A 24347-nucleotide genomic window follows, 5' to 3' on the forward strand; every position below is an offset into this window, starting at 1 on the left:
CTTATTGCCATTTGCGGTGATAGGCGCCCAGCGTAGTTTGCGCGCCTTCCGACAGCGAGCCCAGCTCCGCCATCCAGCTCTGCTGAACGGCGAAGGCGGCCGGATCCGCTTTGCAGCGATCGATAGCCTGACGCCAGATGCGCGCCACCTGCGCCACATAGGCCGGGCTGCGCTGACGCCCCTCGATTTTTACCGAGGCGATATTGGCGGCCAGCAGCTCCGGCAGCAGCTCCAGCGTATTCAGGCTGGTGGGCTCCTCCAGCACGTGATAGCGCTGGCCGTCGACCTGATAGCGCCCTTTGCATAAAGTGGGGTAGCCAGCGTTTTCATCACAATCGTAGCGATCGATCAGCACCTCGTTCAGACGCGATTCCAGTCCGGCAGGCGTCTGCTGCCAACGCACAAAGCGCGCGGGCGAGCAGGCGCCGACGGTATTCGGCGATTCACCGGTCATCCAGGAGGAGAGATAGCAGCGTCCTTCCGCCATAATGCACAGGCTGCCGAAGGCGAAAACCTCCAGCGGCACCGGCGTATTGCGTGCCAGCTGACGCACCTGATGTATAGACAGCACGCGCGGCAGCACTACGCGCGCGACGTCGAAATGCTGCTGATAGAAGCGGATCGCTTCCAGATTGGTGGCCGAAGCCTGCACCGAAACATGACGCTCGATATGGGGATAGCGGCGGGCGGCGTACTCCAGCATTGCCAGATCGGCGATAATCAACGCGTCGGCGCCGATGTCCGCCGCCATATCGATGGCATTCTGCCAGCGCTGAAAGCCGTCAGGATGGGCGAAGGTATTAATGGCGACATGCAACTTGCGCTGATGATGATGGACAAAGCGGGCGGCCTCTTTCAGCCGCTTATCGGTAAAGTTCAGGCCGGCGAAGTGACGCGCATTAGTGTCATCCTTCAGGCCGATGTAAACTGCATCTGCTCCGTTTTCGATCGCCGCCTTTAGCGCGGGCAGGTTGCCCGCCGGACAAAGGAGTTCCATAAGGTGTCCTGTCAGCAATAAATAGTTGCGCCCGAGTGTAGACAAGCTCAGCGCGAGAAATTTTGATTTAAGGCAGCGAATGGCGTATTGATCGGATAAGTGTTGCTGAATTGTTCATCGTGATGTGTGATTTATTGATCCAGCCACCCAGGGAAAAAAAGCGCTGTGGCAAAATAGCGCTTATTTATTTTGAGGAGTGATAACTGTGTTAAATAGGCTTCGCGCTCAGTGTGTTAATCAGGGACCGCGCCTGCTACGGCTGCCCATGCAGCTGACGCCGTTTGCGATGAAAAAAATTCTGCTGCAACAGCTATTAAATATGCAGTTTCGTCATGCGTTGGCGGAAGGTGAGTTAGACTTTCTGCAGGGCCGCTGGCTGGGCATTGAGATCCAGGATATCGCGTTGCGCTGGGCCGTCACGCTGGATAACGGCGCGCTGGCGATCGGCGATCGCGATGAGGCCGATGTCTGGTTCCGCGGCAACGCCAACGATTTGCTGCTGGTGGCCGCGCGTAAAGCCGACCCGGACACGCTTTTTTTCCAGCGCCGCCTGGTTATCGAGGGAGATACCGAGCTGGGGCTGGAAGTGAAAAATCTGATGGATGCGATCGAGCTGGAACATATGCCAGCGCCGCTGCGCATTGGGTTAATGCAGCTGGCTGACTTTGTCGAGGCCGGCCTGAACGAGGACGCGAAATCCCCAGGAGATCGCGCAGGTGTTTCATGTTAATTCGTACCGAAATAGGGGTGGACGCCGCCGGAATCGACAGCCTGCTGCGCCGCTGCTTTCCCGGCGGAGCCGAGGCGGATCTGGTGCAGCGGCTGCGTGAAGATGGCCAGCTGACGCTGGGCGTGGTCGCCACAGATGATGAAGGACAGGTGCTGGGCTATGCGGCCTTCAGCCCGGTTACGCTGCAGGATGAAGATCGTAACTGGGTGGCGCTGGCGCCGCTGGCGGTGGATGAAAGCGTCCGCCGTCAGGGCATCGGCAAACAGCTGGTTTTCGAAGGGCTCGATACGCTGAATGAATTCGGCTATGCGGCAGTCGTGGTGCTGGGCGATCCTGCCTGGTTCGGCCGCTACGGTTTTGAGCCGGCGGCGCGCCATCAGCTGCGCTGCCCATGGCCAGGCGCGGAAGCGGCGTTCCAGGTCTATAAGCTGGCGGATGACGCCTTTGTCGAGGCGGGCGGCGAAGTGCAGTATTCAACGCACTTTAACCGCTTCGCTCGCTAAGCCACGTCGTCAGCGAGGCGGGCTGGCTGGCGACCAGCCTGAGTTTTTCCTGTCGTGTCAGCTGCTTGACCTGATACTCCAGGCGGGAAGCCATCGCCCGATCGCCCGCGTCGCAGATCAGCAGCAATTCCAGCGGGCCTTTGCCCCGCAGCGCTTTCGCGCCGGTACCTTTCTGATGCTGCTGAAAACGGCGCGGCACGTTGTTGCTGATGCCGGTATAAAGCAGGCCGGCGGCGGTGCGTACAATATAAAGCTGCCAGCGCGCAGCGGCGATTTCACTCATGTTCATGACCCTGGTGGTGGAGCGCGCATTGTAGCGGCATCCATCGCCGCGCGTCATGAGCCGTCACCTTTTTATTAGGGAGAGCAAGGTGTCTGACGTTAGCGCAATCGTGCGTTATTTAAACCAGCAGCATGTGCTGTCGCTGTGCTGCAGCGACGCTGAGGCGCTCTGGTGTGCCAACTGTTTTTACGTTTTCGATGAAGCGCGTATGGCGTTCTGGGTAATGACCGAAGCGGAGACGCGCCACGGCGCGTTAATGGCGCAGCGGTCGCAGGTGGCCGGCACGGTAAACGGCCAGCCGAAAACGGTGATGTTGATTAAGGGCGTGCAGTATCGCGGCCAGGCGCATCGGCTGCACGGCGAGCGGGAGAGCCAGGCGCGCGCTGCCTACTGCCAGCGTTTCCCCGTGGCGCGCGCCGTTTCGGCCCCGCTATGGGAAATTATGCTGGATGAAGTCAAAATGACCGATAACGCGCTGGGGTTTGGCAAGAAACTACAATGGCTGCGGCAGGACGTGTGAGGCGCGGCGGGATACTGTGCGGCGCGCTGGCCGCACAGCAGAAGGCGCTTAGCTCATATTGAGAATGCGCAGGGATTCCTGATTAAAGGCGGGCAGATCGTCCGGCGTCCGGCTGGTCACCAGCTTATCGTTGTCCACCACCACTTCTTTATCGTAAAAATCCGCCCCGGCGTTTTTCAAATCGATGGCAATCGCTTTGACGCAGGTCATCTTGCGCCCGCGCACGCCGTTCGCGCTGATCAGCAGCTGCGGCCCGTGGCAGATGGCGAAGATCGGCTTGCCGCTGGCGACAAACTCTTTGGTGAAATTAACGAAGCGATCATCGCCGCGCAGGCTATCGGGTGAATGACCGCCTGGCAGCAGCAACGCGTCAAACTCCGCCGGGCTGACGTGATCGATAGCTTTATCTATTTTTACCTGAGCCTTTCCCTGCTTGCCCGTTACCGTTTTACCGGCTTCCATTTCGATGGTCACAACTTCATGGCCCGCTTTGGTATAGGCTTCTGCAGGGGAGGTAAATTCAGAGTCTTCAAATTCATCGGTAATCAGCACCGCTATTTTCTTGCTCATCGTTATCCTCCTGTATATGTGGAACGACTGGTTAAGCCTGGTTGAGTATGCTGAAAAATCAAATCCTCGCCGGCGACATCTCTGCTAATCTCAGCTTCAGCAGCCTGCTGTGCCTTAGCGCAGCGCGCGTCGAACAGGAGAAAAAATGAGTCGGATATTGTTAACCGGCGCCAGCGGTCTGGTCGGTAGCCACCTGTTGCGCATGCTGATCGCGGAGCCGCGCGTCAGCGAAATCGTGGCGCCCACGCGTCGGCCGCTGCCGCCGATGCCAAAGGTCATCAACCTGGTCGAAGAGGATCTGACCGACGCGCTGCGCCCGCTGCAGCTGCCGGTCGATATTGTCTTCTGCTGTCTCGGCACCACGCGCAAACAGGCGGGCAGCAAAGCGGCCTTTGTGCATGTCGACTATACGCTGGTGGTGGACAGCGCCATCGCCGGGCAGCGACTGGGCGCAAAACATATGCTGGCGGTCAGCGCACACGGCGCCGGCGTTCGCTCACTGTTTTTTTACCGGCGGGTAAAAGGCGAAATGGAGCGGGCCCTGCAGCAGCAAAACTGGCCGCGCCTGACGCTGATCCGTCCTTCTCTGCTGTTGGGCGATCGGCTGCAGCCGCGCCCCGGAGAGGACTTTCTCGCGCCGCTGTTTAGGCTACTGCCGGGCAACTGGCGCGCGGTCGCGGCGAAAGATGTCGCCGGCGCGCTGATGCGCGAAGCCTTTTCCCCGGCGCGCCGCGAGATAAATGTGATTGAATCGGCGGAGATTATTCGCGGCCGCTAACCAAATGATGAGAAAAAAACCAACCTGTATCAATTTCTTTCTCGCCAGGCCGATATAGTATTCACCACTTTCGGCGGCCCAGGCCGCTACGTTATTCAGGTTGAATACGGGTTCATCATGTCGCAAATCTCTTCTTCATTATCCGCCGCGCCCGCCGTGCGCTGGTGGAAGCCGCTTCTGTTTCTCGCCGTGGTGGTAGTGGGTCTCTGGTGGGTGAAATGGCAGCCCTACTATTTTAAGGCGCTGCTCGCCTCTGAAACGCACACGCTTGGTCGCTCCCTGTTGGCGGATCAGTCGCCTCATCCGTTGCAGGCGGCCTGGCAATATGCGCAAACCTATTTTCTTGCCGTCTGGAAAGCGGCAGTGCTGGGGATGATCCTCGGCTCGCTGGTGCAGGTGCTGATCCCGCGCCGCTGGCTGGTTTCCCGCCTGGGGCCGGGGCGCGTCTTTGGACCGCTGCTGGCCGCGCTCCTTTCGTTACCCGGCATGATGTGTACCTGCTGCGCAGCGCCGGTGGCGGCGGGCATGCGCAAGTGCAACGTCTCAGTCGGCAGCGCGCTGGCCTTCTGGTTGGGCAACCCGCTGCTCAATCCCGCCACGCTGGTATTTATGGGCTTCGTTCTCGGCTGGCAGTTCACCGCCGTTCGCCTGTTTGTGGGGCTGGTCGCCGTGCTGGGCGTCGCCTTTGCCGTACGGAAATGGGCGCCGGAAAGCACGCCGCAGCAGCTGCCCGATCTGCCGCCGGATGCACGGCCGTTTCTGCAGCGCTGGGCGGCATCGCTCTGGACGCTGTTCTGGCAAACGGTGCCGGTCTATCTGCTGGCGGTAGTGGCGCTGGGTGCTGCGCAGGTATGGCTGTTTCCGCATACCGAAGGGGCGGTTGGCGATTCGCTGTGGTGGGTAGTGGCGATGGCCGTTGCCGGCGCGCTGTTTGTTATTCCTACTGCGGCGGAGATCCCGATTGTACAGGCGATGATGCAGGCGGGCATGGGCGTAGCCCCAGGGCTGGCGCTGCTGATTACGCTGCCGGCGTTAAGCGTGCCGTCGCTGCTGATGCTGCGCGGCGTCTTTCCCGCCCGCATCCTCTGGCTGACGCTGGGGCTGATTATTCTGTGCGGCACGCTCACCGGCACGCTGGCGCTGATGTGGATCTGATTCAGCGCAGAAAGTGGATCACCTGGTTGCTGCTGCCGCGCCACACCAGCGCGGGGTCTTTCAGGGCCTGGATAAACTTACCGTCCACCAGCGCATCCAGTTCAGCGACCACCTCACGCTGCGCGGCGCTCAGCTCCGCCAGCCTATAGCCGGTCCACATCCAGATATCCTTGCCGGGGCAGTCGCGGCGTACGCGGCGCACCAGCCGCAGCACATCCGGCACGTTGGCCGGATGCAGCGGATCGCCGCCGGAAAGCGAAAGCCCCTGACGCGGAATGCGGCGATCATTCAGATCGCCGATAAGCCGCTCTTCCATTTCAAGAGTAAAAGGTACGCCGGAATTAAGTCGCCAGGTGCGCTGGTTATAGCAGCCGGGGCACTGATGCTCACAGCCGGCAACAAACAGCGTACAGCGGGTGCCAGGACCGTTTACCACGTCGACCGGATAGTACTGGTGGATGTTCACAGATGTTTAACCCGCCGTTTTACCTCTTCCTGTTTCCCGGCGTTGAAAGGCCGCGCATCCGGGCTGCCGAGATAGCCGCATACCCGGCGCGTTACCGAAACGCGCGCCGGGTCGTGATTGCCGCAGGCGGGGCAGGTAAAGCCCTTGCTGGTGCAGTCGAACTCGCCGGTAAAGCCGCATTCGTAACACTCGTCGATCGGCGTATTGGTGCCGTAATAGGGCACGCGGTCGTAGCTGTAATCCCAGACATCCTCCAGCGCTTTCAGGTTGTGCTGCAGATTGGGGTATTCGCCGTAGCAGATAAAGCCGCCGTTAGCGATTGCCGGGTAGACTGCCTCGAAATCGAGCTTGTCGTACGGGTTGACCTTTTTCTCTACGTCGAGATGGAAACTGTTGGTGTAGTAGCCTTTATCGGTCACCCCTTTGACCTGACCGAACTCGGCGGCATCCAGACGGCAGAAGCGATCGCAGAGGTTTTCGCTGGGCGTGCTGTAAAGGCTGAAGCCGTAGCCGGTCTCCTCTTTCCACGCGTCCACCGCCTCGCGCATGCGGGTCACAATAGCGATCGCCTTCGCGCGCAGCGCCTCGTCGTCATAGAGATGCGTTTCGCCGCCGCTCAGGGCGTTGATGGTTTCATGCAGGCCGATATAGCCCAGCGAGACAGAGGCGCGGCCGTGACGGAAGATCTCCGCCACGTTGTCGTCCGGCTTGAGCCGCACGCCGCAGGCGCCTTCCATATAGAGGATCGGCGCCACGCGCGCTTTGGTATGCTCCAGGCGCGCGATCCGCGTCATTAGCGCTTTCTTCGCGATCTGCAAGCGTTCATCCAGCAGCTGCCAGAAGCGCGCCTCATCGCCGCGCGCCTCCAGCGCGATGCGCGGCAGGTTCAGGCTGATGACGCCAAGGTTGTTGCGCCCGTCATGCACCTGCTCGCCATTCTCTTCCCAGACGCCGAGGAAACTGCGGCAGCCCATCGGCGTTTTAAAGGAGCCGGTGACGCTGACCACGCGGTCGTAGTTGAGGATGTCGGGATACATGCGCTTGCTGGCGCACTCCAGTGCCAGCTGCTTAATATCGTAGTTCACATCGCCGGGACGGCGGTTCAGCCCCTCGCGAATGGCGAAAACCAGCTTGGGGAAAACGGCGGTTTTGCGATTTTTGCCCAGCCCGGCGATGCGGTTGCGCAGGATCGATTGCTGGATCAGGCGCGCCGCCCAGCTGGTGCCAAGACCGAAGCCAAAGGTGACGAACGGCGTCTGGCCGTTAGCGGTATGCAGCGTATTAACTTCATACTCCAGCGACTGAAAAGCGTCGAAGCACTCTTTCTCGGTGCGTTGGCGCGCATAGCGCTCGCTGTCGGCAATCTGCCACTCCTGCGCTACCGCCAGATGTTTCTGGTAACTCGCTTCGACGAACGGCGCCAGGATCTCATCGATACGGTTAATGGTGGTGCCGCCGTAAATGTGGCTGGCCACCTGCGCGATAATCTGCGCCGTCACGGCGGTCGCGGTGGCGATCGATTTCGGCGGCTCAATTTCCGCATTGCCCATCTTAAAGCCGTTGGTCAGCATCCCTTTCAGATCGATAAGCATGCAGTTAAACATCGGGAAGAAGGGTGCATAGTCGAGATCGTGATAGTGGATCTCGCCGCGCTGGTGGGCGCGCACTACATCGCGCGGCAGCATATACTGCTGGGCGTAATGTTTCGCCACGATACCCGCCAGCAAGTCGCGTTGGGTGGGGATGACCTTGCTGTCTTTGTTGGCGTTTTCATGCAGCAGGGCGGGATCGCTTTGCTCCACCAGACCGCGAATCGCTTTGCTCAGCTTACCGCGCTGTTCGCGCGCCAGATCTCGGTCATGCCGGTACTCAATATATTGCCGCGCCAGCTGCGGGTAGCGTCCCGCCATCAGCAGATCTTCCACCGCCTGCTGGATCTCATGAATATCCACCCGATCGCGGCTGCAGATCTGTTCGCTTACCTGCCGCGCGACCGTCTCGCACCAGGCGTCATCCTCAACCTGAGCGGCGCGCGCCGCGGCGCGAATGGCCTCAGCGATGCGCTGTTGATCAAAGGCTACCTGACAGCCGTCCCGTTTTATCACCGTCGTTGTCACCACCGATCTCCTTCGACGTCATTACTATATGTGGGTTAGGTGGTGAATAGTAAACGCTATATATGGTGTTTTCGCCCTATTTAACCGTGTTTTTATTGATGCAGAACAAAGATCGCTGAAGGCGGTTGAAAAGTTAAACGACAGGGGCAAAGCGGAGAAAGATCCACCGTTTCCGGTGCGGAAAAGCGGCAAAGCGCAAGAGGCCGGCTCAGGCGCGCCAGCCTGCCGGCGGGCGGGCAGAGAGGAAAAAGCGGCGCCCGTTATCCGGTGCGCCGCTCAGGTTTAGTGGTTTTTCTTCTGGTACCACCAGACAGCTTCCCAGGGACGCAACATCATTTCCCCCGGCTCCGCTTTAGCGTCAGGGTAGTTGCTCATCAGCACTTCCCAGCTGTCGCCGAACGGCTCTTCCGGATGCCACGTTTGCGCCTCGCGGCTGAAGTTGGCGATGACCACCAGCGTTTCGCCCTCATACTGACGACGGTAGCACCACAGGTAAGGGTGCGTCGGCAGCAGGTCGAGATAGTCGCCCCACGTCAGGATTAAATAGCGCTTACGCAGCTGAATCAACTTCTGATAGGCGTAGAAAATCGAATCAGGGTCGGCCACCGCCGCTTCTGCGTTGATGGTTTCGTAGTTGCGGCTCATGCCGATCCAGGGCGTGCCGACGGTAAAGCCGGCATTTTCGCTGGCGTCCCACTGCATCGGCGTACGGCCGTTATCGCGTGACTTGCTGGCAAGGATCTCCAGCAGGTTTTCACTGTCGCGGCCCTGCGCGCGCAGTTCGGCATACATATTGTGACTTTCGATATCGCGATAGTCGATGATACGGGTGAAGCCAGGGTTGGTCATGCCCAACTCCTCGCCCTGGAAGATATAGGGCGTGCCCTGCATACCGTGCAGCACCATCGCCAGCATCTTCGCCGACTGTACGCGATATTCGCCGTCATCGCCCCAGCGCGACACCACGCGCGGCTGGTCGTGGTTACACCAGAACAACGCGTTCCAGGCCCGGTTATGCATGCCCTGCTGCCAGTGGGTGAAGATCTTCTTCTGCGCCACCAGATCCAGCGGCGTTAGCGTCCATTTCTGACCGTTCCAGAAATCAACCTCGACATGGTCGAAGCTGAACACCATCGACAGCTCGTCGCCTTCCAGCGAGCCGTACTGCTGGCAATGCTCCAGCGTGGCGGAGGACATCTCGCCCACGGTCACCAGCTCGCGCGGACGGAACACGTCGCGGCTCATCTCGCGCATATATTCATGAATGCGCGGGCCGTCGGTATAGAGACGCAGGCCGTCGCCGTCGGGATCGTCAGGGAAATCCTGATGTTTGGAGACCAGGTTCACCACGTCGAGACGCAGCCCGTCGATACCGCGGTCGGCCCAGAAGTTGACGATCTGCTTCAGCTCGGCGCGCACATTATCGTTTTCCCAGTTCAGGTCCGCCTGCTCCGGTGCCCACAAGTGCATATAGTACTGATTGCTCTCCGGATGCCAGCGCCAGGCAGATCCGCCGAACTTTGACTTCCAGTTATTCGGCGGCTCGGTCGGCGTGCCGTCGCGCCAGATATAGTAGTCGCGATAGGGGCTTTCCGGATTCAGTGATTCATGAAACCAGTGGTGCTGTGTCGAAGAGTGGTTAAACACCATATCAAGGATAACGCGCAGCCCGCGCTTGTGCGCCTGTTCGACCAGATGGTCGAAATCGCTCATCGTGCCGTAAGCGGGATCGATGGCGGTGTAGTTCGCCACGTCGTAGCCGTTATCCACCTGCGGTGAAATATAAAAAGGCGTGAGCCAGAGCGCATCCACGCCCAGCATTTTCAGATAGTCCAGACGCTGAATCACACCGGCCAGGTCGCCTGTGCCACTACCGGTCGTATCCTGAAAGCTCTTGGGATAGATTTGATAAATGACGCCGTTCTGCCACCATGGTGGAGTTTTATTCATTGCTCAATCCTGATTGCTTATCGGGGCGCAAATGCCCGCCCATTTTATAGAGAGTGTCTTCATTTTCACACTCAATAAGGTTAGCTACTCCTTGCGAATCCGAAACGTTTAACGTGACGGAATTCACTGAAAACCGCAGTTTTCCCTAAAAAACGGAGCGGCGGCATCGCCGTCACAGCGCGGTTTCCATTATCTTCGCTTTTTAAAGCAGATTGGGTAAATCTGTTTTGACGGATGTTGCAAAAATTTACTGCGCCGCCGGTTTTGCCCCGGCGTCAGCTTGCCCGCTGCGGTGAAATGTGATTTATGGAATTTTTGCACGGTTTCCGATCCGCCATGTTAAAAGGACCTCGCCATGTCGCTGCGTCATACCGTCTTTACCTTACCTCTGCTGCTCTTCAGCGCCCTGAGCGCGGCTGCCGATCCCCTCCCGCTGCCGCTGATGCCCTGGCCGCAGCAGGTGGAGCAGCCCGCCGCTGGCGGCCGTCTGGCGCTGACGCCGCAGCTGCAGCTGCGTCTGTTCGGCGATCTGCCGGCAGACGCGGATGTGCGCTGGCGCCAACGCATTGAACGTCAAACCGGCTGGACGCTGCTGCCGGAAGCGTCATCCACGGCGCCGGCGATTACCGTGCGCGTCGCCGGGAAGGTCGCCGCGCTTCCACAGCTGGAGAGCGATGAGAGCTACCGGCTGGTGGTTAACGGCACGGGCGCGACGCTGAGCGCGTCAACGCGTTTCGGTGCCCTGCGCGGTATGGAAACCTTGCTGCAGCTGATCCAGAACGACAGCGAAGGCACCTTTATCCCGTTGGTGACCATCACCGACCGCCCGCGTTTCCCATGGCGTGGGGTGCTGATCGATTCCGTGCGCCACTTTATCCCGATCGATACCCTTAAGCGGCAGATCGACGGCATCGCCGCCGCGCGCATGAACGTCTTTCACTGGCATCTGACCGACGATCAGGGCTGGCGCTTCGCCTCCACACACTATCCGCAGCTGCAGGAGAAGGCCAGCGATGGCCTGTTCTACACGCAGCAGCAGATGCGCGAGGTGGTACGTTACGCGGCGGATCGCGGGGTACGAGTGGTGCCGGAGCTGGATATCCCCGGCCACGCTTCCGCGCTGGCAGTAGCGATGCCGGCGCTGATCGCCGCGCCGGGCCCGTATCAGATGGAGCGCGGCTGGGGCGTCTTTAAGCCGCTGCTCGATCCGTCGAATGAGGCGGTCTATGGCGTGATCGATACGCTGGTGGGCGAGATGGCGACGATCTTCCCCGATCCCTGGCTGCATATCGGCGGCGATGAGGTGGATGCGCAGCAGTGGAACGATTCGCCGCGCATCCGGCAGTTTATGCGCGATAAAGGGCTGGCCGACAGCCATGCGCTGCAGGCCTGGTTTAACCAGCGGGTCGAGGAAATTCTGGCGCGACATCAGCGGCGTATGGTCGGCTGGGATGAAATCTGGCATCCCGATCTGCCGAAATCGATTTTGATCCAATCCTGGCAAGGGCAGGATGCGCTGGGCGCGGTGGCGCAGCAGGATTATCACGGCATTCTCTCGACCGGTTTTTATCTCGATCAGCCGCAGTTCGCCTCTTACCACTATCGCAACGAAGTCTGGCCGACGGCGCTGGAGGGCGCCGATCGCATCGCGGCTGACGAACAGGCACAGAGCTGGCAGTTTACGCTGCCGCGCCTCAAGGGCAGTGCGGTAACGGGCAGCGTTACCCTGGTAGAGGGCAAGGCGGGCTGGCGCGGCTTTATCGATTTCGCCGGCAAATCGCGGCGCCTGGTACGGCAGGTTAACTGGCTCTCGCCGCAGACGGTGAGCTTTCAGGTCGACAGCTGGATGGGGCCGCTGCAGCCGGTTCTCACGCTGCGGCAACATCAGCTGACGGGCTACTTCCTGGTAGGCAACGTGCGCTATCCGGTAACGGGCGAGCAGCAGGATGGCGTGCCGCCAGGCAGAGCGCCGGCGGTACCGGATAAAACGCAGCTGCAGGCTAACCTGAAGGGGGGCGAGGCGGCGCTGTGGGGCGAAAACGTCAACGCTGACGTGCTGGATATTAAGCTGTGGCCGCGCGCCTTCGTCGTCGCGGAGCGGCTCTGGTCGGCGCAGAACGTAACGGACGAGGAGAATATGTACCAGCGGCTGGCGGCGGTCGATCGCTGGTCGGCGGTATCGGTAGGGCTGCAGCAGCATACTCAGGCGCTGACCGGTATGATGCGGCTGGCCAACCGCGTCGACGTCGCGCCGCTGCAGATTTTCGCCCAGGCGCTGGAGCCGGCGCACTACTACACCCGCCAGCATCTGAAATTCCAGGCGGGGCACTATACCCAGGCCGAGCCGCTGAACCGGCTGGCGGATCTGCTGCCGGCGGAAAGCCTGGCGGTGAAAACCCTGACGCAGCAGGTGGAGGCGCTGATCGGCGATCGCGCCAGCCAGCCGGCGGCGCAGGCGATCCGCCAGCAGCTGGCGCAGTGGCGGCAGAATGTGCCGCAGGTGATGCCGTTACTCGATGCCAGCTATCCGCTTAAGGCGCTGCGGCCGGTGGCGGAGCAGGTAGCGATGCTCAGCGATATGGGCAGCACCCTGGTCAACGCCTGGGCAGATGGCCAGCGCATCGATGCCTCCACGCTCGGCCAGATGCGCGAGCGGCTGGATGCGGCGGCGCAAACTCAGGATGAGCTGGTTATCGCGCTGGTGAGGCCGCTGGATAAACTGCTACGCGCCGTCGCGTCGGAAAAGCGGTAAACGCACCGCGAGAAAAGGGATAAGCGGAACAGCAAAGGGGAGTGGGCTGCCGCAGCGGGCGCGGCAGCCGGAAAGCTTAGCGACGCACGGCGATCGCTTCGATTTCGATCTTCACATCTTTCGGCAGGCGGGCCACTTCCACGCAGGAGCGTGCCGGGAAAGGCGCGCCATGTTCGCTGAAGAAGGCCTCATAGGCACCATTGACGGTAGCGAAGTCGTTAAGATCTTTGACGAACACCGTGGTTTTCACGATATCGCCCACTTTCAGCCCGGCCGCTTCCACGATGGCCTGAACGTTTTCCAGCGACTGACGCGCCTGCGCGGCGACATCCTCAGCAACCGCGCCGGTTTTCGGATCCACCGGGATCTGACCAGAGGTAATGATCATGCTGCCAAGATCAACACCCTGAACGTACGGGCCAATGGCGGCTGGGGCTTTTTCCGTGCTGATTTCGCGTGACATAAATTCTCCTGATTAGTGGAATGTTGCCGGGCGGACCGCCCGCCATCTCGCCTCCATTATAGGGAGACGAAAGGTGATTACCAGTTCGCCAGCACCACCTGGTGAGCAAACTCCTTCTCGCAATATTTGCACTTCAGCAGCACCGAACCGGCGCGCTTTCTGACCTGAAAACTGGAGTAAACCGGCTCGCTGCGGCTGATGCAGTTGCTGTTAGGGCAGGTCAGCACGCGTTCAATGCGCTCCGGCAGCGTCGGCACGATCTTGGCGACCACGTTGTAATCGTCGATGCGGTTGACGGTGGCGTGTGGCGCATAGACCGCCAGCTGGTTGATCTGATCGTCGGTTAAGAAGGTGTTTTCGATCTTGATCAAATCCTTGCGGCCCAGCGCGCCGGAGGGCAGATTAAGCCCGATGGTGATACGCTGATCGGTTTCCGTCAGGCGAAACAGCGTCAGCAGCTTAAAGCCGACCTGCGCCGGAATATGGTCGATCACCGTACCGCGTTTGATCGCTTCAACCTGCAGTTTATCTTGCGTCATCTTCTCTTCTCCTTACAGAACCGGGTCGCTGTTAAGCACCAGCGCCAGTAGCGCCTGACGTGCGTAGATGCCGTTGCCGGCCTGCTGGAAATACCAGGCGTGCGGGGTGTTATCCACGTCGGTTGCGATCTCATCCACACGCGGCAGCGGGTGCAGCACTTTCATATTGTCGCGCGCGCCCTGCAAATCGGCGGCGCGCAGTACGAACTGTGCTTTGACGTTGGCATATTCGGACGGATCGAGACGCTCTTTCTGCACGCGCGTCATATAGAGAATATCCACCTGCGGCACCACCTCTTCGATACTGCCGTGGCGGCTCCACGCAATGCCGCGCTCATCGAGCATATCGGTGATGTAGGCAGGCATCGCCAGCGCCTCCGGGGCGATAAAGAAGAAGCGGTTGCCCTCGAACTTCGCCAGCGCCTGGGTCAGCGAGTGAACGGTACGGCCATACTTCAGGTCGCCGACCATCGCCACATTCAGGTTACAGAGGCGGCTCTGGGTCTCCTGAATGGTAAAGAGATCAAGCAGCGTCTGGGTCGGATGCTGGTTAGCGCCGTCGCCCGCGTTCAGTACCGGAATGCTGCCGGCAAACTCGGTGGCGAGGCGCGCCGCGCCCTCCTGCGGATGACGCATCACAATGGCGTCGACGTAGGTGCTGATCACCGAAATGGTGTCAGCCAGCGTTTCGCCCTTTTTGCCCAGCGAAGTATTGCTGCTGTCGGAAAAGCCGACCACCGCCGCGCCGAGGCGCTGAATTGCGGTTTCAAAAGAGAGGCGCGTACGCGTCGAGGCTTCAAAGAAGCAGCTGGCGATCACTTTATGCTTTAGCAGCTCGGGCTGCGGATGCGCTTTCAGGCTGGCCGCCGCGTGCAGCACCAGCTCCAGCTCTTCGCGGCTGAGATCGTTAATCGAAATAATATGCTTGTGATACAGCGGATTCATGCGTCGCTCTCCTTCAGGCGTGCCGGATTAAGGACGAAAAAAAAGCCCCTGCAATGAGGGGCTTCTTAACGATCGGTCGCTGACGGAAGGAAACAGGCGCCGCGCCTGCATTCAGGCGTGATTGAGCGTGGCTTATCATGATGCTCAGCGGCATAGGGTCCTCCCGGCAAATTGTCGGGCATTATACGCAATCAGCTATCCGCTTCAAGCAAAAATCGCGGCCGGGTTAACCGATTGCGCTACGCGCTCTGCGCGGGTTTCGCCAGCGTAGCGACCATCACCGCTTTAATGGTGTGCAGCCGGTTTTCCGCCTGATCGAAGACGACGCTGTGCGCCGATTCAAACACATCATCACTCACTTCCATGCCGCCGTGCAGGCCATACTGTTCCGCCATTTGCTTACCGAGCGTGGTCTGATCGTCATGGAAGGCGGGCAGGCAGTGCAGGAATTTCACCTGCGGATTGCCAGTCAGCTGCAGCATGGCCATATTCACCTGATAGTCGCGCAGCAGGGCGATACGCTCATGCCAGCGCTCTTTTGCCTCGCCCATCGATACCCAAACGTCGGTATAGATAAAGTCCGCCTGATGCACGCCTTCTGCGATATCCGCCGTCAGGGTGATTTTTCCGCCGTTTTGGCTGGCCGTTTTGCGGCACGCTTCGACCAGATCCGCTTCCGGCCAGCAGCTTTGCGGCGCCACCAGCCGCAGGTCGAGCCCCATCAGCGCGGCGGCCTCCATCAGAGTGTTGCCCATATTGTTGCGTGCGTCGCCGACGTAGGCCAGCGTCATGGCTCGCAACGATTTTTCCGGCAGATGCTCCTGCATCGTCAGCAGATCGGCCAGCAGCTGGGTAGGATGAAACTCATCGGTCAGGCCGTTCCATACCGGCACGCCGGCGTGCTGCGCCAGCGTCTCGACGACCGCCTGGCCATAGCCGCGATATTGGATGCCGTCATACATGCGGCCCAGCACGCGGGCGGTGTCTTTAATCGACTCTTTATGGCCGATCTGGCTGCCGCTGGGACCAAGCCAGGTGACGCGCGCCCCCTGATCGTACGCGGCAACTTCGAAAGAGCATCGGGTGCGTGTCGATTCTTTTTCGAAGATGAGCGCGATATTCTTGCCCTGTAGCTGCGGGATCTCTTCGCCATTTTTTTTCGCGATTTTTAATTCAGCGGCGAGCGCCAGCAGAGCGTTGATTTCAGCGGGGGTAAAGTCGAGCAGCCTGAGGAAATGGCGTTGATAAAAGTGACTCATACAGCACTCCTTGTTCCATCTTAAATGAATTAAAATTCAATCTAACCGTATGAATATGCATTTTCAACCCTGCGTGCAATAAACTTTTGCTTTTGTGTAGTGGCGCGGAGTGCAGTGTGGGAAAATAATCACATTGTTTGCCACACACAGAGGAACCCATCATGGCATATGAAGAATTACTGGAAGAGCAGCGCGAAGAGACCCGAGCGATTATCGAAGAGCTGCTGGAAGACGGTAGCGACCCTGATGCGCTCTACACCATTGAGCATCACCTCTCCAGCGACAGTTTTGAGGCGCTGGAAAAAGCGGCGGTCGATGCGTTCAAGCTGGGCTATGAGGTGACTGACCCGGAAGAGCTGGAGCTGGAAGATGGCTCAACCGTGATGTGCGTGGATATCCTGAGCGAACTGGCGCTGAATCCGGAGCTGATTGATGCCCAGGTCGAGCAGCTGGTGGTGCTGGCCGGCAAACATCATGTCGATTACGACGGCTGGGGCACCTACTTTGAAGATCCTGATGCGGAAGATGAGGATGAAGAAGGCGAGGGCGACTACCTCGACGACGACGACAACGGCGTTCGTCACTGATCTTCCGCCGTCTGACTATTGATCCGGCGCGTCGCGTTTCGACGCGCCCTTTAACCGTAGCTATGCCATGAATTACGCCGATCTGCTTGCCCCCATTCATCAATTTCTGCACTGCCGTACGCCACAATCCTGGATTGAGGAGGCGCGCAAACCTGAAAACCTGACATTGCTGCTGACTGACCATCTGGTGTGCGAGCTGAAAGCGGCCCAGACCGCCGTCTGGCTGATCCGCAAATATGTCGCCGATAAGCCGAGCGGCGATGCCATCCTCGCCTGGCTGCAGCCTTATGAAGCATTTATCTTTCGTGAAGATCCCGACAGCGGCTTTATCGAGGCGCATAAAAATTTGTCGAAGCGCATCATCGCGCGCAACGATGTGCCCTGGGGCGATGAGCTGCTGGATAAAATGGTGTTGCTGATTAAAGAGGAGCTGCACCACTTTTATCAGGTATGGGAGATCATGCAGGCGCGCAACATGAGCTATCAGAAAATCACCGCCAGCCGCTACGCCAAAGGGCTGCTGCGTGAAATCACGACGCACGAGCCGGAAACGCTGGTGGATAAGCTGATTTGCGGCGCCTACATTGAGGCGCGATCCTGCGAGCGTTTCGCCAGCCTGGCGCCGTTTCTCGATGAGGAGCTGGCGAAGTTTTACGTCTCGCTGCTGCGCTCCGAAGCGCGACACTATCAGGATTACCTGGCGCTGGCGGCGCGCATCGCCCCCTTTGATATCAGCGGCCGCGTGCGACAGATCGGCGAAGCGGAAGCGCGCCTGATTCAGGCACCGGACAGCGAGCTGCGTTTTCACAGCGGCGTACCGGACTGGACGAATCAGTAAACCATGCGCTCCCGGAGGGAAACGGCTGGGAGCGATAAGTGGAAAACGGACGCAGCGGCAGCCGCTTAGTCATATAGCCAGCGGCCAGCCTTAGCAGACTCGGCGAACATACGTACCGTAAGGGGTTTACTTATTTGCTCCAGGGGTTTCTGCGTAAACCCTCTACGGAAAAACCAGGCGGTTTTCCAGGGATAATAGTTTTCAATATTCATTACTGATAAGTCGATATTAAAAACTTGCGCATATTTATTGTTCGCGGGGAACAAATCCTCTTCTTCAGCATATTCCTGCAAAGCCTCATCCATTTTCACCCGGTTCTCTTTTGTAGGAAGCAGGCCTGAAATGGGCAGTTCGTTTTGGAAAAAACGCAGTACCACTTCGTCAGTCACCATATTTTATCGTTGCCTCGCGCAATGCGATTATAATGCGTGACGGTATTGAGCATTATGGTTGCCACATCGTTCGCCAGTATAACCCAACCGACGACAGGCACCGTCCGCCCAACAAACGCACCCGGATTGTTTACCCACATGGGCTTAAGAAGATGAATGCTTTTGTTAGTAAGCGTAGGTAATCTGACAGGAAGATGGCTATCTGAATAGCGACGGGAGACGCGAGAAGCCACTGACGTACCTTTAGTGGTTAGTCCTGGTTTAGTTCGTGTGCTTAATATGGGCAAACCGAGGATAATACAGCTCGCTGCGATTAATTCTTGAATGCCAAACTTTTTATCTATCTGATCCATAACTATCCAGAAGAAAAGCTCGCCCGCTGAGAGTCGTCAGTTCACCATAAAAATATGTTCCGTTCAGTTGTATCCATACTATGAAATGCTTTTCATTAATATGCTGTGGCAGAATCTTTTTTAGCGGGTTATCAACGGGTGGTCAATAATCGTTCCATTAACGCCCCGGCAATAAAAAAGGCGCTTACAGCGCCTTCAGCATCCTGACTTCACAGTCAACGTGACCAGTACAGCCCAGCGGCCCATCGATATGCCCGAAGCCGAGCTTCTCATACAGGCGAATCGCCTGCGTCAGGCTGGCGGTGGTTTCCAGATAACAGCGCGTAAAGCCGCGCGCGCGGGCGAAATCGAACGCCTGCTGCGCCAGCTGCCATGCCACGCCGCGGCCGCGCAGCTGCGGCAGAAAATACATCTTTTGCAGCTCGCAGATATCCGGCGCGCTGCACTGCAGCGGCGCGATGCCGCCGCCGCCGGCCACCTTGCCCTCCAGCTCGATAACCCAGTAGGCGCTGTCCGCTTCGCTGTAAAGTTCAAACAGGTGGTCCAGGTTCGGATCGGAAACGGTATAGCCTTTATCGGCGGTCAGGCCGAATTCCGCTGAAACGTGACGGATCACCTGGGCGATAGACGGGTTATCCGCCGGGGTAATGGGGCGAATGCGTAGCGAAGTGTCGGGAGCGATAGTCATCGTCTGGCTCGGGTTAAGAAAATCAAAAAGAGTGTAATAACACCGCTCGCCGGGTGATGCAATGGCTGTGGCAGTGAGAAAATTTCAGTCTGATGCGGGATAAGAGGGAAGCGGCGGAAAACCGCAGCCTGCTGAGGATTGTCACCCCGGCCGCCGCGCGACGCCTAAAAAAACACCCCGGCGGCTTACGCCGTCGGGGTGAGAGGGGCGGGGCAAACCATGGCGAAGCGTGCCGCCATGGTCGTCGCCAGCCTTACAGCGCGGCGATCACGCCCTGCTGTTCGATCAGTTTGGCTTTGCCCTGTTCCAGCTCAGCCATACGATCGCGTTCTTTCGCTACTACTGCTTCCGGCGCGCGCGCAACAAAGGATTCGTTGCCCAGGCGAGACTGAATTTTCTCCATCTCAGCCTCCACCTTCGCCAGCTCTTTCGCCAGACGATCCAGCTCCGCCTCTTTATCCACCAGGCCCGCCATCGGGATCAGCAGCTCGGCGCCGTCGACCAGTTTGGTGACGGAAAGCGGGCCTTTGTCGCCCTGCGGCAGCAGCGTGATATCGCTAAGACGCGCCATCGCCTGCAGGAAGGTACGGTTATCGGTCACGCGACGCTGGGCATCAGCGCTGGCGCCGCGCAGTAGCAGCTCCAGCGGTTTGCCCGGAGAGATATTCATCTCGGCGCGAATATTACGCACCGCCACGATCGCCTGCTTCAGCCATTCGGTGTCGGCCAGCGCCGCATCATCCGCTTTCGCCGCGTCGTACGAGGGGAACGGCTGCAGCATAAGGGTATCGTCGCTGATATTTTTCAGCACTTTCACCCGCTGCCAGATGGTCTCGGTGATAAACGGAATGATCGGATGCGCCAGACGCAGCAGCGCCTCCAGCACCGTCACCAGCGTATGGCGCGTGCCGCGCAGCTCCGCTTCGGAACCGTTATGCATTACCGGCTTGGTCAGCTCCAGATACCAGTCGCAGAACTGGTTCCAGGTGAACTCGTACAGGATGTTGGCAGCGATATCGAAGCGATAGCTGTCCAGCGCCTCGCGGTAAGCCTTCACCGTGTTGTTGAACTCTGCCAGGATCCAGCGATCCGCCAGCGACAGCGTCATTTCACCGCCGTTCTGTCCGCAATCCTGATCTTCAGTGTTCATCAGCACAAAGCGGCTGGCGTTCCACAGTTTGTTGCAGAAGTTGCGATAGCCTTCCAGGCGTTTCATATCCCAGTTGATATCGCGGCCGGTAGAGGCGAGCGCCGCCAGAGTAAAGCGCAGCGCGTCGGTGCCTGCCGGCTCGATGCCGTTCGGGAACTGCTTCTCGGTACGCTTACGGATTTTCTCCGCCAGCTGCGGCTGCATCATGTTGCCGGTGCGTTTCTCCAGCAGCGCATCGAGGGTAATGCCGTCGACCATATCCAGCGGATCGATGACGTTGCCTTTCGATTTCGACATCTTCTGGCCTTCTTCATCGCGGATCAAACCGGTCATATAGACGGTTTTGAACGGCACCTGCGGTTTGCCGTTCTCATCCTTCATGAAATGCATGGTCAGCATGATCATGCGCGCGATCCAGAAGAAGATAATATCGAAGCCGCTCACCAGCACGCTGGTCGGGTGGAAGGTGCGCAGCGCTTCAGTGTTATCTGGCCAGCCGAGGGTAGAGAAGGTCCAGAGGCCGGAAGAGAACCAGGTGTCCAGCACATCTTCGTCCTGACGCAGCGCAACGCTGGCGTCGATCTGGTTTTCCGCGCGCACTTCTTCTTCGCTGCGGCCAACGTAGACATTGCCTTCTTCGTCGTACCAGGCGGGAATACGGTGACCCCACCACAGCTGACGGGAGATACACCAATCCTGAATATCACGCATCCAGGAGAAGTACATGTTTTCATACTGCTTCGGCACAAACTGGATGTCGCCGTTTTCTACCGCTTCCACCGCCACTTTCGCCAGCGGCGCGGTGCGCACGTACCACTGGTCGGTCAGCATCGGCTCGATCACCACGCCGCCGCGATCGCCATAAGGCACGGTCAGGTCATGGGCTTTCACTTCTTCCAGCAGGCCCAGCGCGTCTACGGCAGCAACGATCGCTTTGCGCGCGGCGAAGCGCTCCATATTACGGAACGCCTCCGGCAGCGTGGCGTCATAGACGTCAGACGCTTCGCCGTTGGTGTCGTAAACCTGCGCGCTTTCACGGATATCACCGTCAAAGGTCAGGATATTGATCATCGGCAGCTTATGACGGCGGCCCACTTCATAGTCGTTGAAGTCGTGCGCCGGGGTGATCTTCACGCAGCCGGTGCCTTTTTCCATATCGGCATGTTCGTCGCCGACGATCGGAATGCGACGGTTCACCAGCGGCAGCTCGACAAATTTGCCGATCAGATCTTTATAGCGCGGATCTTCCGGGTTGACCGCCACGCCGGTATCGCCCAGCAGGGTTTCCGGACGGGTGGTGGCCACCACCAGGTAATCTTTGCCGTCAGCAGTTTTCGCGCCGTCGGCCAGCGGGTAACGGATATGCCACATGGACCCTTTGGTTTCGCGGTTTTCCACTTCCAGATCGGAGATGGCGGTGCGCAGTTTCGGATCCCAGTTGACCAGGCGTTTGCCGCGGTAGATCAGGTTTTCTTTATGCAGACGGACAAAGACCTCTTTAACGGCGTTAGAGAGCCCCTCATCCATGGTGAAGCGTTCGCGCTCCCAGTCGACGGAGTTGCCGAGACGGCGCATCTGGCGGGTAATGGTGCCGCCGGATTCCGCTTTCCACTGCCACACTTTGTCGATAAAGGCGTCGCGACCATAATCCTGGCGTGTTTTGCCCTCTTCAGCGGCGATCTTACGCTCCACCACCATCTGGGTCGCGATACCGGCGTGGTCGGTGCCCACCTGCCACAGCGTATTTTTACCCTGCATGCGCTGGTAGCGCACCATGGTATCCATAATGGTTTGCTGAAAGGCGTGACCCATATGCAAGCTACCGGTGACGTTCGGCGGCGGGATCATGATGCAGAAGCTTTCCTGGCTGGCATCGCCATTCGGTTTGAAGTAGCCCTGCTTTTCCCAATGCTCGTAAAGCGGCTGTTCGATCTCTTGCGGATTATATGTCTTTTCCATTTCTGCTATGTCGTTTGCGGCTGTGGCGGGGTTGCCGTATTCAAGTGGAAGCCGACGCTGCGGTACGCTTTATAGCGGTCGCGCGCCTGCTGTTTCAAAGATTCTTCGTAAGGAACAAAGTCTATCACTTCATGGAAAGCGGTGGCAAAATCTGCAAACTGCGGCAGCAGGCTGATCAGCAGATCGCGCGGCGCGTTGCCGCGGCGCTGCGGCCAGGCGAGTTCTACCGGCGCGCCATATTTCGGCCCTTCGCCGGCCAGATTGTGCGGTACGAAGGCTTTGGCCGGCCGCTGCCACAGGGCTTCATCCAGCCGGATGGCCTGCTGTTCATCTTCACAGGCGATCAGCACGCGCTTGCCTTCACGCCAGCGCATTTCCGCTAAATCGCACACCAGCGCCTCGACGGCGCTCAGTCCTTCCGTCTGCGCATCGGTTTCCAGAAGATAGAAGGTGGCCTTTTTCATCATTTATGCCTGTCGGCGTATGACGTTAACGTCAGACGCGGAATCAATATCCGATTCGTGGTTCATTGTGCGCCGCGACGTTCCGGTAAAAACGGCGGCCAGCGCCGTTTCCGAACGCGCAAACCGGCTCATCCCCGGCGAAAGCCTCAGCGGCGGATGAGCGGTCGGCGTTATAACAGCTTAGTCGTCGCCGTTCATTCCGGCGCGGTTCAGCAGGAACTGAGAGAGCAGGGCGACCGGACGGCCGGTAGCGCCTTTGGCTTTGCCGGAACGCCACGCAGTGCCGGCGATATCCAGATGCGCCCAGTTATATTTACGGGCGAAGCGCGCCAGGAAGCAGGCCGCGGTGATCGCGCCGCCGGGACGGCCGCCAATATTCGCCATATCGGCGAAATTGGATTCCAGCTGCTCCTGATACTCGTCAGCCATCGGCAAACGCCAGGCGCGGTCGCCCGCCTGCTCGGAAGCGCCAATCAGCTCGTGCGCCAGCGGGTTGTGGTTCGACAGCACGCCGCTGATATGGTGGCCCAGCGCAATTACGCAGGCGCCGGTCAGCGTCGCGACATCAATGACCACTTCCGGATCGAAACGCTCGACGTAGGTCAGCGCATCGCACAGCACCAGGCGGCCTTCCGCATCGGTGTTCAGCACTTCAACCGTCTGGCCCGACATGGTGGTCAGCACGTCGCCTGGGCGGAACGCGCGGCCGCCCGGCATGTTTTCACAGCCCGCCAGCACGCCCACCACGTTCAGCGGCAGGTTCAGCTCGGCCACCATGCGCATCACGCCATATACCGAAGCGGCGCCGCACATATCATATTTCATCTCATCCATGCCTTCAGCCGGCTTGATGGAGATGCCGCCGGAGTCAAAGGTCAGCCCTTTGCCCACCAGCACGATCGGTTTCGCTTCCGGATCGGGACTGCCTTTATAGTCGATCACCGACATCAGCGATTCGTTCTGCGAACCCTGGCCCACTGCCAGGTAGGCATTCATGCCCAGCTCTTTCATCTGCTGTTCGCCAATCACGCGGGTGGTAATGTTTTTGCTGTAGGCGTCGGCCAGCTGGCGCGCCTGAGAGGCGAGATAGGCGGCGTTGCAGATGTTCGGCGGCATATTGCCCAGATCTTTCGCCGCTTTTACCCCGGCGGCGATCGCCAGACCGTGCTGGATCGCGCGCTCGCCGCTGGTCAGCTCACGGCGCGTCGGCACGTTGAACACCATCTTGCGCAGCGGGCGGCGCGGCTCGATTTTATTGCTTTTCAGCTGGTCGAAGCTGTAGAGCGTCTCTTTCGCCGTCTCTACCGCCTGACGTACTTTCCAGTAGGTGTTGCGGCCTTTAACGTGCAGTTCAGTCAGGAAGCAGACCGCTTCCATCGAGCCGGTGTCGTTCAGCGTATTGATCGTTTTCTGAATCACCTGCTTATACTGACGTTCATCCAGCTCGCGTTCTTTACCGCAGCCAATGAGCAAAATTCGCTCGGAAAGGATATTCGGCACATGATGCAGCAGCAGCGTCTGGCCCACTTTACCTTCCAGCTCGCCGCGACGCAGCAGGGCGCTGATATAGCCATCGCTGATCTTATCCAGCTGTTCGGCGATCGGCGACAGACGGCGCGGTTCGAAGACGCCCACAACGATACAGGCACTACGCTGTTTCTCCGGGCTACCGCTTTTTACACTGAACTCCATGCACTCTCCTGAATCTTAAAGACAACGGCGCTGGCTGCGGCTAGAATGTACCGCTTCGTAACGCTTACGCCGTTGCGTACGACGTTTCTGATAAAAAAGGACGTCAGTTTGTGTTTCAGTGACATTGTTATTTTTTACGTCACCTGAACGCTTGTGTCATACAATAGATCTATGACAACGGCCATTGATGATTAAAA

Annotated in this window: 23 protein-coding genes and 1 pseudogene; 8 read left to right on the forward strand and 16 right to left on the reverse strand. The window is 58.9% G+C overall.

Going from position 1 to position 24347, the window contains the following annotated elements; genetic code table 11:
* Position 1: 1 nt before the first annotated feature.
* Positions 2-997 (reverse strand): ubiquinone anaerobic biosynthesis protein UbiU, encoded by a 996-nt coding sequence (ubiU, locus tag C2E15_RS02805; protein ID WP_104956036.1) that lies wholly within the window; start codon positions 995-997, stop codon positions 2-4.
* Positions 998-1202: 205 nt separating this feature from the next.
* On the opposite strand from ubiU, the gene ubiT reads away from it, so the two are divergent.
* Positions 1203-1727, forward strand: coding sequence for a ubiquinone anaerobic biosynthesis accessory factor UbiT (ubiT, locus tag C2E15_RS02810; RefSeq protein ID WP_104956037.1), 525 nt, complete (start codon positions 1203-1205; stop codon positions 1725-1727).
* Positions 1721-2230 (forward strand): GNAT family N-acetyltransferase, encoded by a 510-nt coding sequence (locus C2E15_RS02815; RefSeq protein ID WP_104956038.1) that lies wholly within the window; start codon positions 1721-1723, stop codon positions 2228-2230. Before ubiT ends, C2E15_RS02815 begins: the two co-directional genes overlap by 7 nt.
* Here C2E15_RS02815 and C2E15_RS02820 read toward each other — a convergent pair.
* Entirely contained in the window at positions 2211-2513 is a 303-nt protein-coding gene (locus C2E15_RS02820) for a GIY-YIG nuclease family protein (RefSeq protein ID WP_104959053.1), read from the reverse strand. The two genes, C2E15_RS02815 and C2E15_RS02820, sit on opposite strands and share 20 nt — an antisense overlap.
* A gap of 88 nt (positions 2514-2601) precedes the next feature.
* On the opposite strand from C2E15_RS02820, the gene C2E15_RS02825 reads away from it, so the two are divergent.
* Positions 2602-3033 (forward strand): YhbP family protein, encoded by a 432-nt coding sequence (locus tag C2E15_RS02825; protein ID WP_104959054.1) that lies wholly within the window; start codon positions 2602-2604, stop codon positions 3031-3033.
* 48 nt (positions 3034-3081) lie between these two features.
* Here the strand turns inward: C2E15_RS02825 and C2E15_RS02830 are convergent, their stop codons facing one another.
* A complete protein-coding gene (locus C2E15_RS02830; protein WP_104956039.1) occupies positions 3082-3603 on the reverse strand; it encodes a type 1 glutamine amidotransferase domain-containing protein in 522 nt (173 codons plus the stop codon).
* 145 nt (positions 3604-3748) lie between these two features.
* On the opposite strand from C2E15_RS02830, the gene C2E15_RS02835 reads away from it, so the two are divergent.
* Both C2E15_RS02835 and C2E15_RS02840 read left to right on the forward strand, forming a co-directional pair.
* Entirely contained in the window at positions 3749-4381 is a 633-nt protein-coding gene (locus C2E15_RS02835; protein WP_104956040.1) for an NAD-dependent epimerase/dehydratase family protein, read from the forward strand.
* Between the two features lie 117 nt (positions 4382-4498).
* On the forward strand, positions 4499-5536 hold the full coding sequence (locus C2E15_RS02840) for a permease (RefSeq protein WP_104956041.1): 1038 nt from the start codon (positions 4499-4501) through the stop codon (positions 5534-5536).
* A 1-nt stretch (position 5537) separates the two neighbouring features.
* Here the strand turns inward: C2E15_RS02840 and nrdG are convergent, their stop codons facing one another.
* The 3 genes from nrdG to treC all read right to left on the reverse strand — a co-directional run bounded on the left by nrdG (position 5538) and on the right by treC (position 10069).
* The gene (gene nrdG / locus C2E15_RS02845) at positions 5538-6002 is read right to left on the reverse strand and encodes an anaerobic ribonucleoside-triphosphate reductase-activating protein (protein ID WP_104956042.1); all 465 of its coding nucleotides are present in this window, start codon (positions 6000-6002) and stop codon (positions 5538-5540) included.
* Entirely contained in the window at positions 5999-8119 is a 2121-nt protein-coding gene (gene nrdD, locus C2E15_RS02850; RefSeq protein WP_104959055.1) for an anaerobic ribonucleoside-triphosphate reductase, read from the reverse strand. Before nrdD ends, nrdG begins: the two co-directional genes overlap by 4 nt.
* Positions 8120-8401: 282 nt before the next feature.
* Entirely contained in the window at positions 8402-10069 is a 1668-nt protein-coding gene (gene treC / locus C2E15_RS02855) for an alpha,alpha-phosphotrehalase (RefSeq protein ID WP_104956043.1), read from the reverse strand.
* Positions 10070-10424: 355 nt separating this feature from the next.
* Here treC and C2E15_RS02860 point away from each other — a divergent pair, with 355 nt between their 5' ends.
* The gene (locus C2E15_RS02860; RefSeq protein WP_104956044.1) at positions 10425-12821 is read left to right on the forward strand and encodes a family 20 glycosylhydrolase; all 2397 of its coding nucleotides are present in this window, start codon (positions 10425-10427) and stop codon (positions 12819-12821) included.
* A 76-nt stretch (positions 12822-12897) separates the two neighbouring features.
* On the opposite strand, the gene ridA is transcribed toward C2E15_RS02860, so the two are convergent.
* The 4 genes from ridA to argF form a co-directional block, all read right to left on the reverse strand.
* A complete protein-coding gene (ridA, locus tag C2E15_RS02865; protein WP_104956045.1) occupies positions 12898-13284 on the reverse strand; it encodes a 2-iminobutanoate/2-iminopropanoate deaminase in 387 nt (128 codons plus the stop codon).
* Positions 13285-13361: 77 nt separating this feature from the next.
* Positions 13362-13823, reverse strand: a complete 462-nt coding sequence (gene pyrI, locus C2E15_RS02870) for an aspartate carbamoyltransferase regulatory subunit (protein ID WP_104956046.1) — start codon at positions 13821-13823, stop codon at positions 13362-13364.
* A 12-nt stretch (positions 13824-13835) separates the two neighbouring features.
* Complete coding sequence (pyrB, locus tag C2E15_RS02875; protein ID WP_104956047.1) at positions 13836-14768, reverse strand: aspartate carbamoyltransferase; 933 nt, start codon at positions 14766-14768, stop codon at positions 13836-13838.
* A gap of 239 nt (positions 14769-15007) precedes the next feature.
* Entirely contained in the window at positions 15008-16027 is a 1020-nt protein-coding gene (gene argF, locus C2E15_RS02880) for an ornithine carbamoyltransferase (protein ID WP_104956048.1), read from the reverse strand.
* A 161-nt stretch (positions 16028-16188) separates the two neighbouring features.
* On the opposite strand from argF, the gene rraB reads away from it, so the two are divergent.
* Both rraB and miaE read left to right on the forward strand, forming a co-directional pair.
* Positions 16189-16614 (forward strand): ribonuclease E inhibitor RraB, encoded by a 426-nt coding sequence (rraB, locus tag C2E15_RS02885; protein ID WP_104956049.1) that lies wholly within the window; start codon positions 16189-16191, stop codon positions 16612-16614.
* Between the two features lie 67 nt (positions 16615-16681).
* On the forward strand, positions 16682-17452 hold the full coding sequence (gene miaE, locus C2E15_RS02890) for a tRNA isopentenyl-2-thiomethyl-A-37 hydroxylase MiaE (protein ID WP_104956050.1): 771 nt from the start codon (positions 16682-16684) through the stop codon (positions 17450-17452).
* Between the two features lie 65 nt (positions 17453-17517).
* Here miaE and C2E15_RS02895 read toward each other — a convergent pair whose 3' ends face one another.
* From C2E15_RS02895 to pepA, 6 genes and pseudogenes are all read right to left on the reverse strand, one after another.
* A complete protein-coding gene (locus C2E15_RS02895; protein WP_104956051.1) occupies positions 17518-17844 on the reverse strand; it encodes a DUF1493 family protein in 327 nt (108 codons plus the stop codon).
* A pseudogene (locus C2E15_RS02900) lies at positions 17838-18279 on the reverse strand (STM2901 family protein). The gene C2E15_RS02895 and the pseudogene C2E15_RS02900 overlap by 7 nt, the downstream one beginning before the upstream one ends.
* A 102-nt stretch (positions 18280-18381) precedes the next feature.
* Positions 18382-18885, reverse strand: coding sequence for a GNAT family N-acetyltransferase (locus C2E15_RS02905; protein ID WP_104956052.1), 504 nt, complete (start codon positions 18883-18885; stop codon positions 18382-18384).
* 253 nt (positions 18886-19138) lie between these two features.
* Positions 19139-21994, reverse strand: coding sequence for a valine--tRNA ligase (locus C2E15_RS02910; protein WP_104956053.1), 2856 nt, complete (start codon positions 21992-21994; stop codon positions 19139-19141).
* Between the two features lie 5 nt (positions 21995-21999).
* On the reverse strand, positions 22000-22458 hold the full coding sequence (locus C2E15_RS02915) for a DNA polymerase III subunit chi (RefSeq protein ID WP_104956054.1): 459 nt from the start codon (positions 22456-22458) through the stop codon (positions 22000-22002).
* 180 nt (positions 22459-22638) lie between these two features.
* On the reverse strand, positions 22639-24150 hold the full coding sequence (pepA, locus tag C2E15_RS02920; protein WP_104956055.1) for a leucyl aminopeptidase: 1512 nt from the start codon (positions 24148-24150) through the stop codon (positions 22639-22641).
* Positions 24151-24347: the final 197 nt, after the last annotated feature.

Origin of the sequence: Mixta gaviniae, from assembly GCF_002953195.1 — a bacterium.
GTDB lineage: Bacteria > Pseudomonadota > Gammaproteobacteria > Enterobacterales > Enterobacteriaceae > Mixta > Mixta gaviniae.